This window comes from Dermatophilus congolensis, from assembly GCF_900447215.1.
GTDB lineage: Bacteria > Actinomycetota > Actinomycetes > Actinomycetales > Dermatophilaceae > Dermatophilus > Dermatophilus congolensis_A.
Genome location: NZ_UFYA01000001.1, coordinates 1,896,649 through 1,912,589, shown reverse-complemented (window position 1 = coordinate 1,912,589; position 15,941 = coordinate 1,896,649). Strand labels below are relative to the sequence as shown.

General features: G+C 57.6%; 13 protein-coding genes. 6 read left to right on the top strand and 7 right to left on the bottom strand.

The window, feature by feature from the left end; all coding sequences use genetic code 11:
* Window positions 1-17: 17 nt before the first annotated feature.
* Window positions 18-3,542, top strand: coding sequence for a DUF3320 domain-containing protein (locus DXZ77_RS08420; protein ID WP_115031368.1), 3,525 nt, complete (start codon window positions 18-20; stop codon window positions 3,540-3,542).
* A 39-nt stretch (window positions 3,543-3,581) separates the two neighbouring features.
* Here the strand turns inward: DXZ77_RS08420 and DXZ77_RS08415 are convergent, their stop codons facing one another.
* Window positions 3,582-3,965: a TM2 domain-containing protein gene (locus DXZ77_RS08415; RefSeq protein ID WP_181816080.1), complete on the bottom strand. Its 384-nt coding sequence runs from the start codon at window positions 3,963-3,965 to the stop codon at window positions 3,582-3,584.
* Between the two features lie 149 nt (window positions 3,966-4,114).
* Here DXZ77_RS08415 and DXZ77_RS08410 point away from each other — a divergent pair, with 149 nt between their 5' ends.
* Window positions 4,115-4,486, top strand: a complete 372-nt coding sequence (locus DXZ77_RS08410) for a phage holin family protein (protein ID WP_115032795.1) — start codon at window positions 4,115-4,117, stop codon at window positions 4,484-4,486.
* 14 nt (window positions 4,487-4,500) lie between these two features.
* Here DXZ77_RS08410 and DXZ77_RS08405 read toward each other — a convergent pair whose 3' ends face one another.
* Window positions 4,501-5,682, bottom strand: a complete 1,182-nt coding sequence (locus DXZ77_RS08405; protein WP_115031364.1) for a nucleotide sugar dehydrogenase — start codon at window positions 5,680-5,682, stop codon at window positions 4,501-4,503.
* 385 nt (window positions 5,683-6,067) lie between these two features.
* Between DXZ77_RS08405 and DXZ77_RS08400 the strand changes: the two genes are divergently transcribed.
* Both DXZ77_RS08400 and DXZ77_RS08395 read left to right on the top strand, forming a co-directional pair.
* Window positions 6,068-6,811, top strand: coding sequence for a hypothetical protein (locus DXZ77_RS08400; RefSeq protein ID WP_115031361.1), 744 nt, complete (start codon window positions 6,068-6,070; stop codon window positions 6,809-6,811).
* Between the two features lie 29 nt (window positions 6,812-6,840).
* A complete protein-coding gene (locus DXZ77_RS08395) occupies window positions 6,841-7,407 on the top strand; it encodes a hypothetical protein (protein ID WP_220181617.1) in 567 nt (188 codons plus the stop codon).
* Window positions 7,408-7,515: 108 nt separating this feature from the next.
* Here DXZ77_RS08395 and DXZ77_RS08390 read toward each other — a convergent pair whose 3' ends face one another.
* The 3 genes from DXZ77_RS08390 to DXZ77_RS08380 form a co-directional block, all read right to left on the bottom strand.
* Window positions 7,516-8,955: an alanine/glycine:cation symporter family protein gene (locus tag DXZ77_RS08390; RefSeq protein WP_115031359.1), complete on the bottom strand. Its 1,440-nt coding sequence runs from the start codon at window positions 8,953-8,955 to the stop codon at window positions 7,516-7,518.
* A 153-nt stretch (window positions 8,956-9,108) separates the two neighbouring features.
* The gene (locus DXZ77_RS08385) at window positions 9,109-9,495 is read right to left on the bottom strand and encodes a hypothetical protein (protein WP_115031357.1); all 387 of its coding nucleotides are present in this window, start codon (window positions 9,493-9,495) and stop codon (window positions 9,109-9,111) included.
* A 27-nt stretch (window positions 9,496-9,522) separates the two neighbouring features.
* Window positions 9,523-10,074 (bottom strand): GtrA family protein, encoded by a 552-nt coding sequence (locus DXZ77_RS08380; RefSeq protein ID WP_115032791.1) that lies wholly within the window; start codon window positions 10,072-10,074, stop codon window positions 9,523-9,525.
* 226 nt (window positions 10,075-10,300) lie between these two features.
* On the opposite strand from DXZ77_RS08380, the gene yaaA reads away from it, so the two are divergent.
* Together yaaA and DXZ77_RS08370 are read left to right on the top strand one after the other, a co-directional pair.
* Entirely contained in the window at window positions 10,301-11,113 is an 813-nt protein-coding gene (gene yaaA / locus DXZ77_RS08375; RefSeq protein ID WP_115031355.1) for a peroxide stress protein YaaA, read from the top strand.
* Entirely contained in the window at window positions 11,106-12,158 is a 1,053-nt protein-coding gene (locus tag DXZ77_RS08370) for a YihY/virulence factor BrkB family protein (protein ID WP_181816079.1), read from the top strand. Before yaaA ends, DXZ77_RS08370 begins: the two co-directional genes overlap by 8 nt.
* An 18-nt stretch (window positions 12,159-12,176) precedes the next feature.
* Here the strand turns inward: DXZ77_RS08370 and brnQ are convergent, their stop codons facing one another.
* Both brnQ and DXZ77_RS08360 read right to left on the bottom strand, forming a co-directional pair.
* Window positions 12,177-13,544 carry a branched-chain amino acid transport system II carrier protein gene (gene brnQ, locus DXZ77_RS08365; protein ID WP_115031351.1) on the bottom strand — a complete coding sequence of 456 codons (1,368 nt, stop codon included), beginning with the start codon at window positions 13,542-13,544 and terminating at the stop codon, window positions 12,177-12,179.
* Window positions 13,545-13,618: 74 nt separating this feature from the next.
* Window positions 13,619-15,904, bottom strand: a complete 2,286-nt coding sequence (locus DXZ77_RS08360; protein WP_147279237.1) for a putative bifunctional diguanylate cyclase/phosphodiesterase — start codon at window positions 15,902-15,904, stop codon at window positions 13,619-13,621.
* Window positions 15,905-15,941: the final 37 nt, after the last annotated feature.

Genomic DNA, 15,941 nt, shown 5'->3' with positions numbered 1-15,941 from the left:
ACAAGGGAGAACACCACGTGGCCGACAACGCCGAGCCCACCACCAACACCACCGGGCACCACACCACCCCACCACCAGCCGTCCACACCTGGCTCTCCAACCTCCTCGACCTCACCCGACGCAACCCCCTCATCTGCCTGCCCAACACCGCTGTAGCCCTCCACACCAGCGAAAACACCCTCCCCACCCTCATCACTGCCATCACCTCAGGCACCCCCATCGTCATCCGAGGCTCTGATGACCTCGACGAACTAGATCTACCCACCGGCGCGCACCAATCCACTGACCTCGACAGCAGCACCCACACCACCCTCCTCGACGAGGAAAACCTCATCTTCGCTGTCGATGACACCGCCACCATCCGCAAACGCTTCCCCGACCTACGCCGACGCGCCCACGTCATCCGTGACCAATCCGGAGCCAGTCCGCTCTACCTCACCATGGGGGCGCTGACCACCCACACCAACGGAAGCACTGACACCGCCCCCCTCTACCTCCTACCCATCACGCTTGAAGGCCGCCGCTACGGGTCCTGGACCATGCAGCTCGAAACCCAAGGCACCCTACGCATCAACGAAAGCCTGCTCGAACGGCTGCGCCGCAACCACGGTATCGACCCCCAAGCCCTGCGCGACCTGCACACCAGCGACGATGCCCTCGACTTGCCCGGCGCGCTGGAGCGCATCCGCCAGGCCATCACTCAAGCAGGAATCGACGCCGAGGTCACCACCGACGCCCGCATCGCATTGCTGGAGTACTCCACTCTCGAAATGTGGCGAGATCTGCACGACAACTGGGCCACATACCTCACTAATCCACTCCTTACCCACCTCACCAGCAGTGAAGACACAGCCCCACCAGCCAATCCCACTGACGGACTAGCCACCCGGCCACTCCAAGCTGAAACCGAACTCACCGCACCCCTACCAGCTGATGGAGCCCAACAGCGCGCCATCGCCTGGGCCCACGACCAACACACCTTTGTCCTCGAAGGCCCACCTGGCACTGGAAAATCACAGACCATCACCAACATCGTCGCCGACGCACTCGCCAACGGACGCCGCGTCCTGTTCGTGGCCGAAAAAGACGCTGCTCTGGATGTTGTTGCTCGCCGCCTAGCGGCCATCGGCCTGCACGGACGGTGCCTAGACCTACGCAGCAAAGAACAAACCCTGCGCGGCATCCGTACCCACCTGTCTGCATGCCTAGTTCAGCACGCCATCCCCACCAGCGAAGACCTCATCGCAGCCCGGGAACTGCACCGCGAGATCGTCACGGATCTAGCTCGCCACCCCGCAGCCATCCGCGAGCACGGAACCGACCCCATTGCCGTGGACGCCTCTGCTAGACGGGAACAAGCTGAACAATTCCGCCACAGCGCAGACACACTGCGCAGCGAACTGGCTGCAGCCCTGCCCCATATGCAGCCCTCCCACCCTGCTCCACCCGCCGCGATGGACGCCTTATCCACCGAACTCACCGCAGGTGAAATTGAAGGCCTCCACCACTTCGTCGACACACACATCGACGCCATCCTCACCCTCACCCCCTGTCTGCTCATGAGTCCGGCCACCGTTGCCCGCTATCTACCCGCCCGCGCACACCTGTTCGATCTAGTCATTTTTGACGAAGCCAGCCAGATCCGCGTAGCTGACGCTGTTGGATCCCTGGGCCGCTCAGACTCGGCCATCATCGTCGGCGACCCCAAACAAATGCCCCCGACTAACCTGTTTGGCGCTGCCGCAGCAGACGAAACCGACCGCCCGGATGAAGCTGAATCGATCCTGCTCGAAGCTGTACGGCGCGGCATCCCATGCCTACGGCTCACCTGGCATTACCGGTCGCGCACTGAAGGACTCGTTGCCTTCTCAAACGAGCGCTATTACGGCGGTGAACTTGCCAGCTTCCCCACGCCTCCGGGCGTAACTGCCTCTGGTGTTGAATTCCGTCGTGTCGAAGGTGGCTTTTTCGGTGCAGCCCGACGGAAACCGCCACTGAACATCGTTGAATCCAACGAAGTCGTTGCCACAGTCCGCGAGATGGTTGCCCTAGATCCAGATGTCTCTGTTGGTGTGATCACCTTCAACGCAGCTCAACGCGACGACATCCTCGACAAACTCGAATCCGATGAATCCGCACCCGAAGTACGGGCCGCGCTGCGAAGAGAAAACGAACCAATCTTCGTCAAGAACATCGAACACGTCCAAGGTGATGAACGCGATCACATTCTCTTCTCTTTGACCTACTCCCTTCATGATGCAGACAGGCTCTCTCGTGACTACGGCCTTTTGCGCCACGACGGCGGCCAACGTCGCCTCAACGTCGCTATCACTCGCGCCCGCGTACGCAACGTGCTTTTTGCTAGCTACGACCCCGACGTCTTCGACCAGATTGATGACCTCCCCGAGGGGCTAGCTGACCTGCGTGATTACTTATGCGCTGCTCGCTGTGGGCAGATTGCAGAAAAACCTGCCACCTCAACGGAGCCCTCTTGCCTTGCTTCCCCCATTGCTGCGCGGTTACGTGCTGAGGGCCTTGAAGCAGTCGAAGACGTGGGCGTCAGTGCTTTCCGGGTAGACCTGGCACTTCGTCGACCCGGGCGAAGCTGGGTTGCTGTTGGCCTGGACACCCAGCAGTGGGCCTCCAGGCCAGCTACCACCGATCGTGACGAGATCCCTCAACGTGTACTTGTGGGCCAGATGGGATGGGCTGCGGCTTACCAGTTGTATCGCAGCGAATGGAGTAACAGCCCCGACCAGGTCATCGCTGATCTTGTTCGTCTTGCTGATGAAGCACCCATCGCCGACGCTGCTAACAGCACAGCAGCAACCAGTGGGTCAGGAGCCGAACCTGATCCGCTCCTTGCTGCTGCAGCAGCCCAAGCTCAAACACAAGCCGACATTGTTGAGCGCATGGGCGCCACTCCCATCGGTTATCAGGCACCAGTGCTCACTCGTTTTGAAGCTGCTGAGGCAGAGCAGCGTGGTTCGCGTGAAACAATCAACGCGTTGCCAGACCACGCCGCTGTTGAAGAGGTGGCAGCGCAATGGCGCGAAATTGTCGAGATTGAGGGCCCCGTCCACATCGACCGTGCGGCCCGTATCGTTGCCCGCAGATTTGGGTGGCGACGTATGCCGGGAGTGGAACGAGACGCCATCGTTGCCGCGTTGCCTCCTGAGCTAGAACGAGTTGTTGACACCTCCGGAGAGTTTGTATGGGGCGAGGGGGTCGACCGAGATAAATACCGCGTGGTGCGGGGACAGAATCGGGCTGAGCGTCGTGCCACCGAGATTGCGCCTGAAGAACGCGCTAACGCTGTCCTACTTGCACTTGCTGAGTCAGGTGGGAAAGCAGGAGAATCCACCGTGCTCAGAGGAGTCAAGGAGATATTCGGCTTCGGTTTCCTGGCAACGCAGTTGCGGCCAGCTTTTTGGCCGGTTATCGAAAATCTCGTGGCGAGCGGACAGGTGCAACGTCAAGGACGCGAACTCGTTCTTGTCCAGGATGCTTCTGCTGCGCGAGAGCATTCGCGCGTGGGGTAAATAATTTGGCAGCCACTAGTGCGTGGGCAGCGCAGTAACTCAGTCCAGGAGTTTTCCGCGGCCATCGTGGGCACGGCGCAGCGCGATGAGGACGATGTCTGCGATGTGCCAGATACCGAAGGTTGCCCAGCCGAACAGCAGTTTGCCTATAGCTAGCCAAATGTTTCCTAGGTAGAAGCGGTCCAGGGCGAAGACGCCAAAGAAAATCGACAGCAAGATGGCGACTAGCCAGCTTTTATTTGAGAACAAGCCAGGTACGTGTGAAGCGAACATTTGACGGCCATCGGGCAGGATCACGGTGTCGCTGCCGCGTAGGGTGCGGTCTTTAGCCATGATGGCCAGATCTGAGAAGGAGTACGGACCGATCGGGTCGCTGTGGCGGCGAACGTAGTAGCTGTCGTTGGCGGTAGGTCGCTCATCCATGGGTGGCCTTTCGCTGGGTGGGTGTGAGGTGCGTGGCTTCATATACGGCATGTATGAACCATCTTCCCTGCCCGCGTGGGTCGCAATTCAGTAGAGGGCATAGCTGCGTGGTGTGGGATGTGTGCTGCACGGGTGCCAGGATGTGGGGCATGAATTTCTTCATGCGAGTCGGAGCCACTGCTGCCGCGACGGCCGTGGCTGCGTGGGTTGTTCCGGGTATCGCCGTTGGTGGGGTCTCCACTGGGCACAAACTCTTCACCCTCATTGGGGTGGCGATTGTGATCGGTGTGGTGAATGCCTTGATCAAACCGATTGTCACGTTTTTGTCTGGCTGCCTGGTGTTTCTCACGCTGGGGCTGTTCTTGTTGGTGATCAACGCGTGCATGTTGCTGTTGAGTAGTTGGTTGTCTAACGCGGTTGGGCTGGCTTTTGCGGTGCATGGTTTTTGGAGTGCGTTGATCGGTTCGATCATTATCAGCGTGGTTTCGGGGCTCCTTTTGGCGCCGATGGGTGGTAGCTGATGAGGTGCTGGGGTTTAGTCAGAGCCGAAGAGATCCCGGGTGTAGACCTTTTCAGCGACGTCGGCTAGTTCTGGAGAGCGACGGTTAGCGATGATGACATCGGCGCGGCTTTTGAACTCCTTGAGGTCTTTGACTACTTCGGAGCGGTAGAACTCCGTGGCCTCCAGGGTGGGTTCGTAGACGATGACGGGGATTCCTTTGGCTTTGATTCGCTTCATGATTCCTTGGATGGAGGAGGAGCGGAAGTTGTCGCTGCCGGTTTTCATAGTGAGTCGGTAGACCCCGACGACGTGTGGTTTTTTGTCAATGATGTCGAAGGCGATGAAGTCTTTGCGGGTGGTGTTGGAGTCGACAATGGCGCGGATGAGAGTTTGGGGGACCTGGTCGTAGTTGGCTAGGAGTTGTTTGGTGTCTTTGGGCAGGCAGTAGCCGCCGTAGCCGAAACTTGGGTTGTTGTAGTGGTTTCCGATGCGAGGGTCTAGCCCGACGCCTTCGATGATTTGTCGGGTGTCTAGGCCGTGGCGGGCGGCGTAGGTGTCGAGTTCGTTGAAGTAGGCCACTCGCATGGCTAGGTAGGTGTTGGCGAAGAGTTTGATGGCTTCGGCCTCGGTGGTTCCGGTGAGTAGGACAGGTGTGTCTTCTTCGAGGCTGCCTGCGTGAAGTAGGTATGCGAAGGTTTTTGCTTTGTCGCTAGCGGTGGGGGAGTTGGGGTCGGATCCGACGATGATGCGTGAGGGGTGCAGGTTGTCGTGGAGCGCTCGACCTTCACGAAGGAATTCGGGTGAGAAAAGGATGGCGATGTCGGGGTATGTGGTGCGTACTTGGTCGGTGTATCCCACTGGGACGGTGGATTTGATGACTGCTGTGCCGCCGGGGTTGTGGCGGGCCACCAGGTCTAGGACTGCGTCGACGCTTGAAGTGTCGAAGAAGTTGAGGTTGGGGTCGTAGTTGGTGGGGGTGGCGATGATGACGAAGTCAGCACCGGTGTATGCGGTGGGCTCGGTGGTGGCGGTGAGGTTGAGTGGATGGTTGGTGAGGTATTCGCTGATGTCGGGGTCGACGATGGGGGAGCGGCGGGCGTTGATATCGGCTACGCGGGCGCTGTCGAGATCCACGGCGGTGACTTCGTGGTGCTGTGCCAGGATTACCGCATTCGCGAGCCCGACGTATCCAAGTCCTGCTACGGCGATCTTCATGCGGTCAGATTAGGCGCGGAAGAGTCGGATTCGTGAGAGTTGCGGGTGTCAGGCGTGGCCGCGTTGGGGTGGGCCAGTGTGGAATAGGTGATTCTCTAGGCGCCATTGGAACGCGCAGAAAGTGATTTATCTCATCTTGACATGAGTGTGTTTGGGTGAGTGTTTCATGCGGAAAAAGCTATGAGCTGCAAGCTCTTTGTATTTGTGACTTGCCCCAGTGATTGCTGGAAAAAATCCCAACGTGTGGGTGAGGTATTGAAGTCAGTTAACGCTCGCTTTAGCGTCAAAAACAGTTCGGCACAACGGTTTTCGTTTTATAGCCGAACTGTGCAGCACTCTCGCAGTGAGGAACATCATGCCTCACCTCAACTCCCCAGGAGCACAAATGCATAAGCGCAATGTCGCGCGTGTCGCGGGGGCTGGGCTGACCGCTCTCGTTTTGATGGTCACAGCTCTACCTACCGTCCACGCCGCACCAGAGAGTAACGGGTCAGATCCTTCTACTGGCAACATCACCACACCTAACACACCTGATAACAACCCTCTCCTGCCGCTGGTCAATGTCAAGCGCCCCAACACCCGCCTCAAACCCAACATCTTCAATCCGCACCCGGTATGTAACGCCCACCAGGACTACCGCACCGTCATTTATCGCGTACAGGATCACTTCACCCCCATGGGGGCGATCGAAACCCGCAACGACTCAAAGGGAGACATCCCTCTAAGCCAACAGTTGAGCAGAACTCAAACGATCAGCCTGTCTGTCAGCGGTGACTACGGCAAGACGTTTGGCAGCATCTCCTCGGGCCTGAGCGCTGTGGCGGGCAAACTTACCGGCAACATTTCTGCCACCTCACCCACAGAGTCACTGAATATCCGGCCCAGCGTCTCGTACTCACTTGCCTGGACGGTTGGACAAACAATCGGACCGTTCACTGTCCCTGCTGGCCACACAGGCAAAGCAACGTACGGGTTCCGGCAGCTGTCGTTTAAAGGAACGCAGCAGCGCTGCCGCGCCAATGGAACATGGTCTAACCCCTGGACTTACTCGGGACTGGCGCCGCTGAGCAACGCCGTCGTCGTGAAGGTCTACAAGAACAGCGCCTCTGAGGCGACCGGAACCAAGTGAAAAACAAGGACGTCACAGCGATGAAAAGAATGACACGTAGGTTCCTCGCAGCCGGTGCTGCCGCGGCGGTAGTGGCATCGGTAGCAGTGCCCGCCTCAGCTGCCGATACCGCTCCCAAACGTGACCTCGCGGTGAGTTATGCCGTATCAGGAGCGAAGATTCCTGGGTATCCAGGATTAGTGACGCTTCGCCTGACCAATGCAGGAACGGACCGGTATTACGGTGAATTCCCCTTGGTGACTTTTGAAGTCAAAATCATCACGGCTAAGGGGCCCCAAGGAGTGAACCGTAATATCGGCACCCGCAGTTTTCACGGCTCGCACGTGGAAGATCTTGGGTTCGATGAAGCAACTTCCACGCACACCTACCGCGTGATCCTGTCTAACCCGGTGGAACGCGGCACTAAAGGTATGAACATCGCGGGTTTCTACTTCGGTATCGGCGCTACTCGTGAGGGCCGTGTCATCCAGAAAATCGTTACCACTCAAAAGGGTCGCTTGCCAGGTGATACCCCCAACGCTAACGATCAAAACGTCGACTCAACTGTTGCGGGCAATACGCACACTAACTTCGGTAAGCCGACCGGATTGTTCTGATATCCGCGCAGCTAAGTCTCCTGCTTAGTCACGCGTTGGGTACGCAGATTGCCTGGGTCGTTTTCACAATGACCCAGGCAATCTGCGTAGCCACGGATTTGTAGAGAATCAGGCAGTAGTAGGTGAGCTGCTAACCGATTGCGGCTCTGGCCCCCAGTAGTCAGTTTTTTCGGTAATACCGATGTCGGCGGCGCAGAACGTGGGGTTCACGCCCTGCTTGCGCTGCTCGATGTAATTCTTGCTGGCTTTGATGGCGTGGCTACCCAGCAAGATGATCACCGGAATATTGATCAGAGCCATCAAGCCCATCAAGATATCGGCGATGCTCCAGGCCATTTCAAACTCTAGGAGTGCACCGCAAAACACGATGAGTACTGCGACGGCACGGAAACCGCGTAGCAGCCACACAGCAGGTTCCCCGTGGCAAAGGAACCGCAGGTTAACTTCCGAGTAGTAGTAGTTGCCGATGAGAGTGGTGAAGGCGAACAACACCAGGCATGTGGTGATGAAGGGCGGACCCCATGCGCCAAATACGGTAGCCACCGCGGCCTGGACGTAAGCCACGCCTGCCATCTTCTCGTCCGGGACCACGCCTGAGGCCAGCACTGTGAAACCGGTGATGGTGCATACGAACCATGTGTCGATGTATACCGACAGCATCTGAACGAGTCCTTGCTTAACCGGGTGTGAAACCGATGCTGACGCAGCAGCGTTAGGTGCCGAACCAACTCCAGCTTCGTTGCTGTAAAGGCCACGCTTAATGCCAAGCATCATTGCTGAGCCTGCAAAGCCACCAAAGATTGCCGGGAAATCGAAGGCGCTGGAGAAAATCGCCGCGAACATGCCAGGAACTAAGTGCAGGTGGGTGAACACCACTGCGATCCCAGCGAGTAGGTAAGCGATCGCCATGAAGGGAACAAGCATCGAAGTGACATGAGCCAAACGCTGACCACCACCGAAGATCGGTAGCGCAGCCATCAAGGCTAGGACAGCACCGAGAATCAATGGCGTGGTGCTTTCCGAGAAAAAGCCGTAAGTGCGGAATGAGTCGACAGTGTTGTACGAGGCAACCATGTTGAAGCCACCCATGTACGTGAAGATCAACGCGCAGGCAAACACCACTCCTAGCCAGCGTGCCTTCAGTGCGGTGGTGATGTAGTAGGCCGGTCCCCCATAAGAGACATTGTTTTCACCGCGGCGCTTGTAGATCTGGGCCAGAGTGCTCTCGATGAACGCCGATGAAGCTCCAAGTAAAGCGATGAGCCACATCCAAAACAATGCGCCAGGACCGCCTAAGACGATCGCGACTGCTACGCCTGCAATATTTCCTGTGCCAACGCGCGAAGCGGTGGAAACCATAAGGGCGCTGAAGGAAGAAAGCGATTCGCCTTCTTCTTTCGGTTCTGTCACAACACGAACTGATTCGGGCAGCAGTCGCAGCTGCACAAATCCAGTACGAACACTGAAATAGAGTCCAGCTCCAATGAGCAGAGCGATGAGGATGTACTGGTACAACACGTCGCTCACGGCGGTAAGAAAATCAGCCATCGAGGCCCTTTCAGGGAAGAGGGACCGCCGGTATTCACGGCGTGGCAGCAGAGTGCCATAACTGAGCGCTAACTGGGCATTCGTCCCATGGAGGCTGAAAAAAGCCAGCGCAGAGGCACTGTATATGTAGTTTTTGTGGCGTGATTGCCGTGGTCACGCCATAGCGTCGACAAGAAGACCTTTATCGAACATGCCATTGAGATCGGCGACATTCATGCGTCGAGATGCCAAAAGGGATGGCAAAGCGTGAAGTCCGCCGCGCAAAGCAGCTAATACGGCTCGAGGTTGCATCCGCAGCATGCGTGCCAATCTGCCAAGCGATTCTCGTTGCCAGCCAGTCACATTGTCTGAAAGTAGACCAGAGGTGAGTTCGGGGGAGTAGAACTGTTCGCGGCCTGCCCGAGCTTCGCGAGAGGTAGTTGCGGCTGTGCGTGCCACAGGTTGCACTGGGCTGGTGGGCAGGTTCGCGGAGGTAGCCGGGGCAGGACTCACGCCGCTTGCCCGGCCAGGGTCAGGTCCTTCAATGCCGGAAACGCTCACGCACTCTCATCGGCACGGGTGTCGAGGTCAATAGTGCTCTGGGTTGTCCTGGTCGGAGGTGTTTTCATCGGGAGTCTGTGGGCTTGTGGGGTAGCGGTGTGCGCGATGGGAAGCAAAGCTCCACACCTTGTTCAAGATGAAGCTGAGCGGGGTCACTAACACTAGTGACGTCAATTGCGCCCAGTACTCGGGTTTGCGAAGCCCTGTGGTGCTGTCCATCCATGCGAAATCCAGGAACAGGGGAGAGGTTGGATTCAATAGGAGCGTATTGATGCCGAGTACAAATAGCTGCCCGATCGCCCCAACACAAAAGAACGGCCAGAACTGAGAACGGACAGTCATATGGCGTGAATCGGAAAACGTCAGGCGCCGGTTCAGGAAAAAGTTCGAGACGTTCGCGACAAGAAACGCCAACGTTGAGTACACGTGATACCAGCGCACGGACCATGGCGTGAACACGATCGGCCACACGATGCCGGTGGCGTCAGGACCGCTGCGGTTACACAAAATCACCACAGCCATGTTCACCAGCACCCCAGAGCCACCAATGATCCCGAAAGTAAGGAACTGGCGCAGCATCACTGCATGCGAGGCTGCTCGCGGGAGACCACCCCCGTCCGGGGAACCTGTTGGGTCGGGTACCGCCGCAGTTGCCACCTGTTCCTCGCTTCGCACTCGATACTCGCTCCTTCTTCGCTTGCTGCCAGCTCATGTCCCAGATCGACAACGTCCACGTGCAGCGGCACGCCCTCGCACACAGTTCACAGCAACGTAACTTCAGACGCGGGCAGAGTACCTTCTGTGTGTGCTCACCCTGATTTCTCCAGCAAAATCTCTCGATCTTGAATCACCGCTACCTACACGTAAATACACCTTGCCGCGGCTGCTTGAGGAGGCTGAACTCCTCATTGACGTGATGCGCACAAAAGCGCCAGAAGATCTGGCTGAACTAATGCGTATTAGCTCTGAACTCGCTCAGATCAATGCCGAGCGTTACGCCAGGTTCAGCACTCCTTTTACCCCAGATAACTCACGACCAGCGATTTTCACGTTCGCAGGTGATGTGTATCGGGGATTGAATGCCGCACAGCGGTTTGATGCTCGTGACCACACCGAGGCGCAAAAGACGCTGCGCATCCTTTCGGGCCTGTATGGCTTGCTTCGTCCTTTGGATTTGATCCAGCCGTATCGACTCGAGATGGGTACGTCCTTGGCAACCGAACGAGGTCATAACTTGTATCGCTGGTGGGGGGACCAGATCACTGATCTAGTTGTCGAGGACCTGGCTGCCTCGCCGGGGCCCGATGTTGTTATCAACCTTGCCTCAGCCGAGTATTCAACGGCAGTTGATCTGGATGGTTTGGATGCTCGGGTTGTTGCTCCTCGTTTCGAGGACCGTAACTCTCGTGGGCAGTGGAAGGTCATCTCTTTTTCGGCGAAAGTGGCGCGTGGCTTGATGGCCGGGTGGATTGTGCAGAACCGGGTTCGGTCAGTGCGTGCTTTGAAAGACTTCAATGAGGGGGGATATCAGTTTGTCCCGGAGGTCTCTAGGCCGGACATGCCTGTGTTCCGTCGTGTTGAGGCGCGGGGTGCATCTGCTGAGAACCGTCATGGATGAGGCCGTTGAAGCTTCTGAGCCTTGCCATGCAGATCCGCGGCCAACTGCTTTGCATGGCAGGGAACGGGTGCGGTTCGTGCTGCGCGGCGCGGCAGCCTTGTTTGTGGAGCAGGGGCTTATTGATGCTGCCGCGGCACTGACGTATTACGCGGTGCTATCCATTTTTCCGGCCGCGATTGCGCTTGTGTCTGTTGGGACGATGTTGGGGCAAGATCCGCAACTGCTTCGTTCATTCGTGGAAGAGCTGCTGCGGGAGTTGTCTCATGTGGTGACTCCTCAAACGCTTACGGCGGTACTCGCTGTGATCGATGCTGTGATGCCCACCGAGGGGGTGGGGGCAGGTGCAGGGGTGGGGTTGGTGGTGGCGTTTTTCACAGCCTCGATGTACGTGCGTGCTTTCGCGCGGTTCGTCAACCAGATCTATGGGGTGAAAGAGGGCCGCACGCTCGTGCGGTTCTGGAGTGACATGTACCTATTGACGGCAGTGATTCTTGTTTTGGCCGCTGCGGTGCTGACATTGTTGGTGGTTTCTGGTCCGGTGGCAGAGGCTGTCGGTACGTTGGTTGGTTTGGACCGCGCTGGGATAGATATGTATGCCGTGGCAAAGTGGCCGGTTTTGGTGATGCTGGTGGTCGCGACGTTGAGTTTGCTATATCGATTCACCCCGAATGTGCATTCTCGAAGCAAACGGTTTCCGTCTCAAGGGGCTTTTATCGCGTTGGGTACGGCAGTGTGCGCGTCGGGAGGATTCGGTGTGTACGTCTCGAATTTCGCGCAGTACGACGCTATGTACGGCACTCTTACCGGGGCGGTGCTGTTTTTGCTGTGGTTGTGGATTCTTAATGTGGCGATGTTGTTCGGGGCAGTGGTGGATTTCGAAATTGAACGAACCAGGCAGCTGAACCGAGGGTTACCAGCTGAGGATGAGTTGCAGCTTGTTCCTCGCTCCACGGTGGCAGCTGATCGTGCTGATGAACGCGCCGCCGCCCGAGTGGAGGCCGGGCGGCGGGTGCGTGTGGGGATCTCTGCTGATCACCAAGAGTGAGGTTTTGGTGATGGCAGGTCAGGCAGATGCTACGTGTGGGCTGTTACGGAAATGCGTGATAGCAAAGCCAGCAGCTAGTCCTACGAGGGCAGGTAGAGCCCATCCGAAACCGAGGTCGTAGCCAGGTAGTACGGTGGAGGCGAAATTGACGAGAGCGTCTTTGCCCGGGATGGGGAATTCCAACGCCTTAATCATGTCAAAGAGCGCAGCCACGGCTGTGAAAGCTGTCATCAATTGGGCTGCCAGTGCTCGTCCCTCTAGCCAGGGGGTGAGCAATCCGAGAATGATCGCGGTGATTGCTAGGGGATAGAGGAACAACAGCACTGGTACCGAGATTTTCACGATGCTGGCTAGGCCGATGTTTGCAACGCCAGCGGAAAAAACAGTGAACAGGATGGTCCAGCCTTTGTGGCCAAGCACGGTGGGGAACATGGTGGAGAACATTTCGGCGCAGGCGGTGACAAGCCCGATGGATGTTTTCAGGCAGGCAGCTAGCACGATCGCGGCGATGAGGACGGTCCCTGCTGGGCCGAAGTAGTGAGAGGACACAGCTGCTAGGACAGTGCCACCGTTTTTGGCGGTGGGGATTAGGTGTAGTGAGGTAGCGCCGATGTAAGCCAGGGCTGCGTAGATAACAGTCATGGCGATCATTGAGTAGATGCCTGCTTTGGCGGTTTCGGTGGCTACTCGTCCAGGTGAGGTGACGCCCAGGCGGTGGGTAGCTTCGATGATGACGATGGCGAAGGCCAGGGAGGCTAGGGCGTCCATGGTGGCGTAGCCGTCGATGAATCCGACGGCTGCGGCGTTCTGGGCGTACTTCTCACTGGGGACTCCTTCGACGGGTCCCATGGGGAAGATGACGGCTGCGGCGATGACCGCAAGAAGGAGAACAAGGAAGACGGGCGTGAGATAGCGGCCTACCCAGTCGATAAGGCGGCCAGGACGGATGGCTGCCAGGCCGGTCAAGGTGAAGAAGACGATGGTGAAGACGGCCAGCCAGAGGTGCTCAGAGCCTTCGGAGAGATATGAGGCGAAACCTACTTCGAAGGAGACGGTCGCGGTTCGTGGTACAGCGAACAAAGGACCGATGGTCAGGTAGAGCGCGCAAGTGAATGCGATGGCGTACCAGCGCGATACATTGCTGGTCATTTGGAGCATGGAGGAAGAGCGGGATAGCGCGGAGGCAATCACGCCAATGATGGGTAGTCCTACCGCGGTGATGAGGAATCCTGCGGTGGCTGCAGGAGTGGCTCCAGCGGCGTCGCGGCCGAGTTGAACAGGGAAAATAAGGTTTCCTGCTCCGAAAAACAGTCCAAAGAGCAGTGAACCTACCAGGAGTGAGTTGCCGGTACTAAGACTTCGGCTGGGCTGATTTGTGGGTGGCATTTCGACAGTATTCCAAACAGGCCCCAGTCAAGAAGAGGGCGTCCTGTAGGTGAAAAGATTCTGGTAGAACCTGGTTAGGTGTGCCTGCCTGGGGTGGGGATTTGGTGGGTTCGGGAAGCGATGATGTCGGTGAGGCTGCGCGGGCGCCCGTAGAGCCATCCTTGAATCATGGGGCAGCCGATTGATTCCAAAAGTGCAGCTTGTTGAGGGGTTTCGACGCCTTCGGCGACGATGTCTGCGATGAGTAGGCTTCTGGCCAGGGCGAGGATGGCGGTTGCTTGGGCGGGGGCTTGAGGATCGTGCTGGAGTCGTGCGGTGATGGATTGGTCGAGTTTGACTGTGTCTAGGGGGAGCCGGATGAGCGTGGCTAAGGATGCGTAGCCGGTGCCGAAATCGTCCATACAGATGCGTACACCAGCTGCGCGCAAAGTAGTGAGGGTTTCGATGGCTGGGGAATCTTCGGTCACGATCATCGTCTCGGTGATTTCGAGTTTGAGATCTTCGGGTAGGAGCCCAGCGAGGTTAAGAGCATCAAGAACGGTTGTAGCGAAACCAGGTTCGTGTAGTTGTGATGCCGAAACGTTAATGGAGATGAAGGTGCCAGCTAGATCTAGGCTGGTGCGCAGGGTCGCGAATTCCCGGCAGGCGCGTAAGAGAATTGTCTGTCCCAGAGCGTTGATGAGGCCCAATTCCTCGGCAAGTGGAATAAAAACTGCTGGAGGGATGTCGCCAAGTGTGGGGTGACGCCAGCGGGCGAGGGCTTCCCACCCTGCGGTACGGGTGTAGCCGGGGCCGGTACGTATTTCTTGGTAGGTGATGGTGAGGTTGTCGTGTTTGATTGCTTCGCGCAGTGATGTGGCTAGGGCATTTCGTTGATGGATTGCCTGGTCTAACTCTTCGTCGTACACCACGAATTGGGCGCGGCCACGGGCTTTGGCTTCGTAGAGAGCAGCGTCAGCCATGCTGAGCAGGTCGGGGTGGATAGCGGATGTGGTTGCGGTGGTGGCGACGCCAAGGGAGATGCGGACTCTGTGTAGATGGTGTGGCAGGACGGGGATTGGGTCGTCGAAAAGGGCCTGCACGGTGTGGGCTAGGTCGTTGGCCTCGTCTGGGTCGGTTAAAGAGATGGCGACAACGAATTCGTCGCCTCCGAGTCGCCCTAGGACGCGGTCTCCGTGGATTCCGTTGCGTAGGCGTAACGCGACTTCGCGTAGGAGGCAGTCTCCTGCGGCGTGTCCCCAGGTGTCATTGACGAGTTTGAAGTCGTCACAGTCGATGAAAAGCAGTGCGGTGTGAAGGCCGTCGTGGTGGTCTGAAGTGAGTCGGTGATGGAGCCGGTCGATGAATTCTTGCCGACTGACAAGTCCGGTTAAGGCGTCGTAGGTGGCGCGGTTCCGGCTTTCTTGTTCAGCTCGGGCGAGGTCACGCATGGTCATGAGGAGTCGAGCGAATAGAGCGATGAGGAGGAACGCGATGAGGCCAGATCGAGCGACTTCGTCCTCGTGGCGGTGTACAGGGAAAGCCAATGAAATAACGGCGAGTAGGACGGCTGTGAAGATGAGCGAGATGCGCAGGAACTGTGTGGAACGTAGCTCTTTAGCGGCAGGTGGTTGAAGAGGGCCGCGTATTGAGGGGTGATGGCCGCCAACAGCGAGGAAATAGGCGGCGATCATGTAGTTGACGGCAATGGGTTCAATGCCGTCTTGGGCTTGGAAAACGGTCAGGAGAACATACGCCACATCTGTGATGAAGAGGAGAACAAAAGCAGGCAACAGCCATCGCCACGCTGAAGGAGTGCCGCTGCTGCGGTATGTCAGGTGCGTTGCTTGCGATAGGGCAATGATGTCCAGGATCGGGTATACGGTCCAGATAAGGCTGGGAGGCAGCGAATGGGTAGGGACAACAGTGACCGCGAAGGTCCACAACGCTAAGACGGCTGCGCTGGTTGAAGCTGCAGTATCGAGGAAAACACGCAGCGCAAGATGCCTGCCCACCACTTGCGCGTTAAGGCTGGTGAGCCACAGGCACAAGATGACGTATCCGGCGATGTAAGTACCGTCACTGAGTTGGAAAGGGCCGATGTTGTGACCGTTCCCCCGGTCAATCATCGAGTAGAGGTAAAAACACAGCACGACAGGCACTTGGGCCCACAATCGTTTTTTCCGTAAACGCTTCGCTAGAGGACTAAAAACAGCGATGAGCCCGCAAAGAACGATCCACACATTCTTGACCGGGGTGGCCAAATCCGATGGCAGAACAAGATAGAGAACGACTGCAACGACAGCCAGCCCGGTAAGAAGAGAGTATTCGGCACACCTGTCATGAGGTGGAGTGGTTTTCCCTGCGATGGGATAGGTCACCGCCGTCACCGTTCCTTGTATGGCTTTGGGCCGGGAG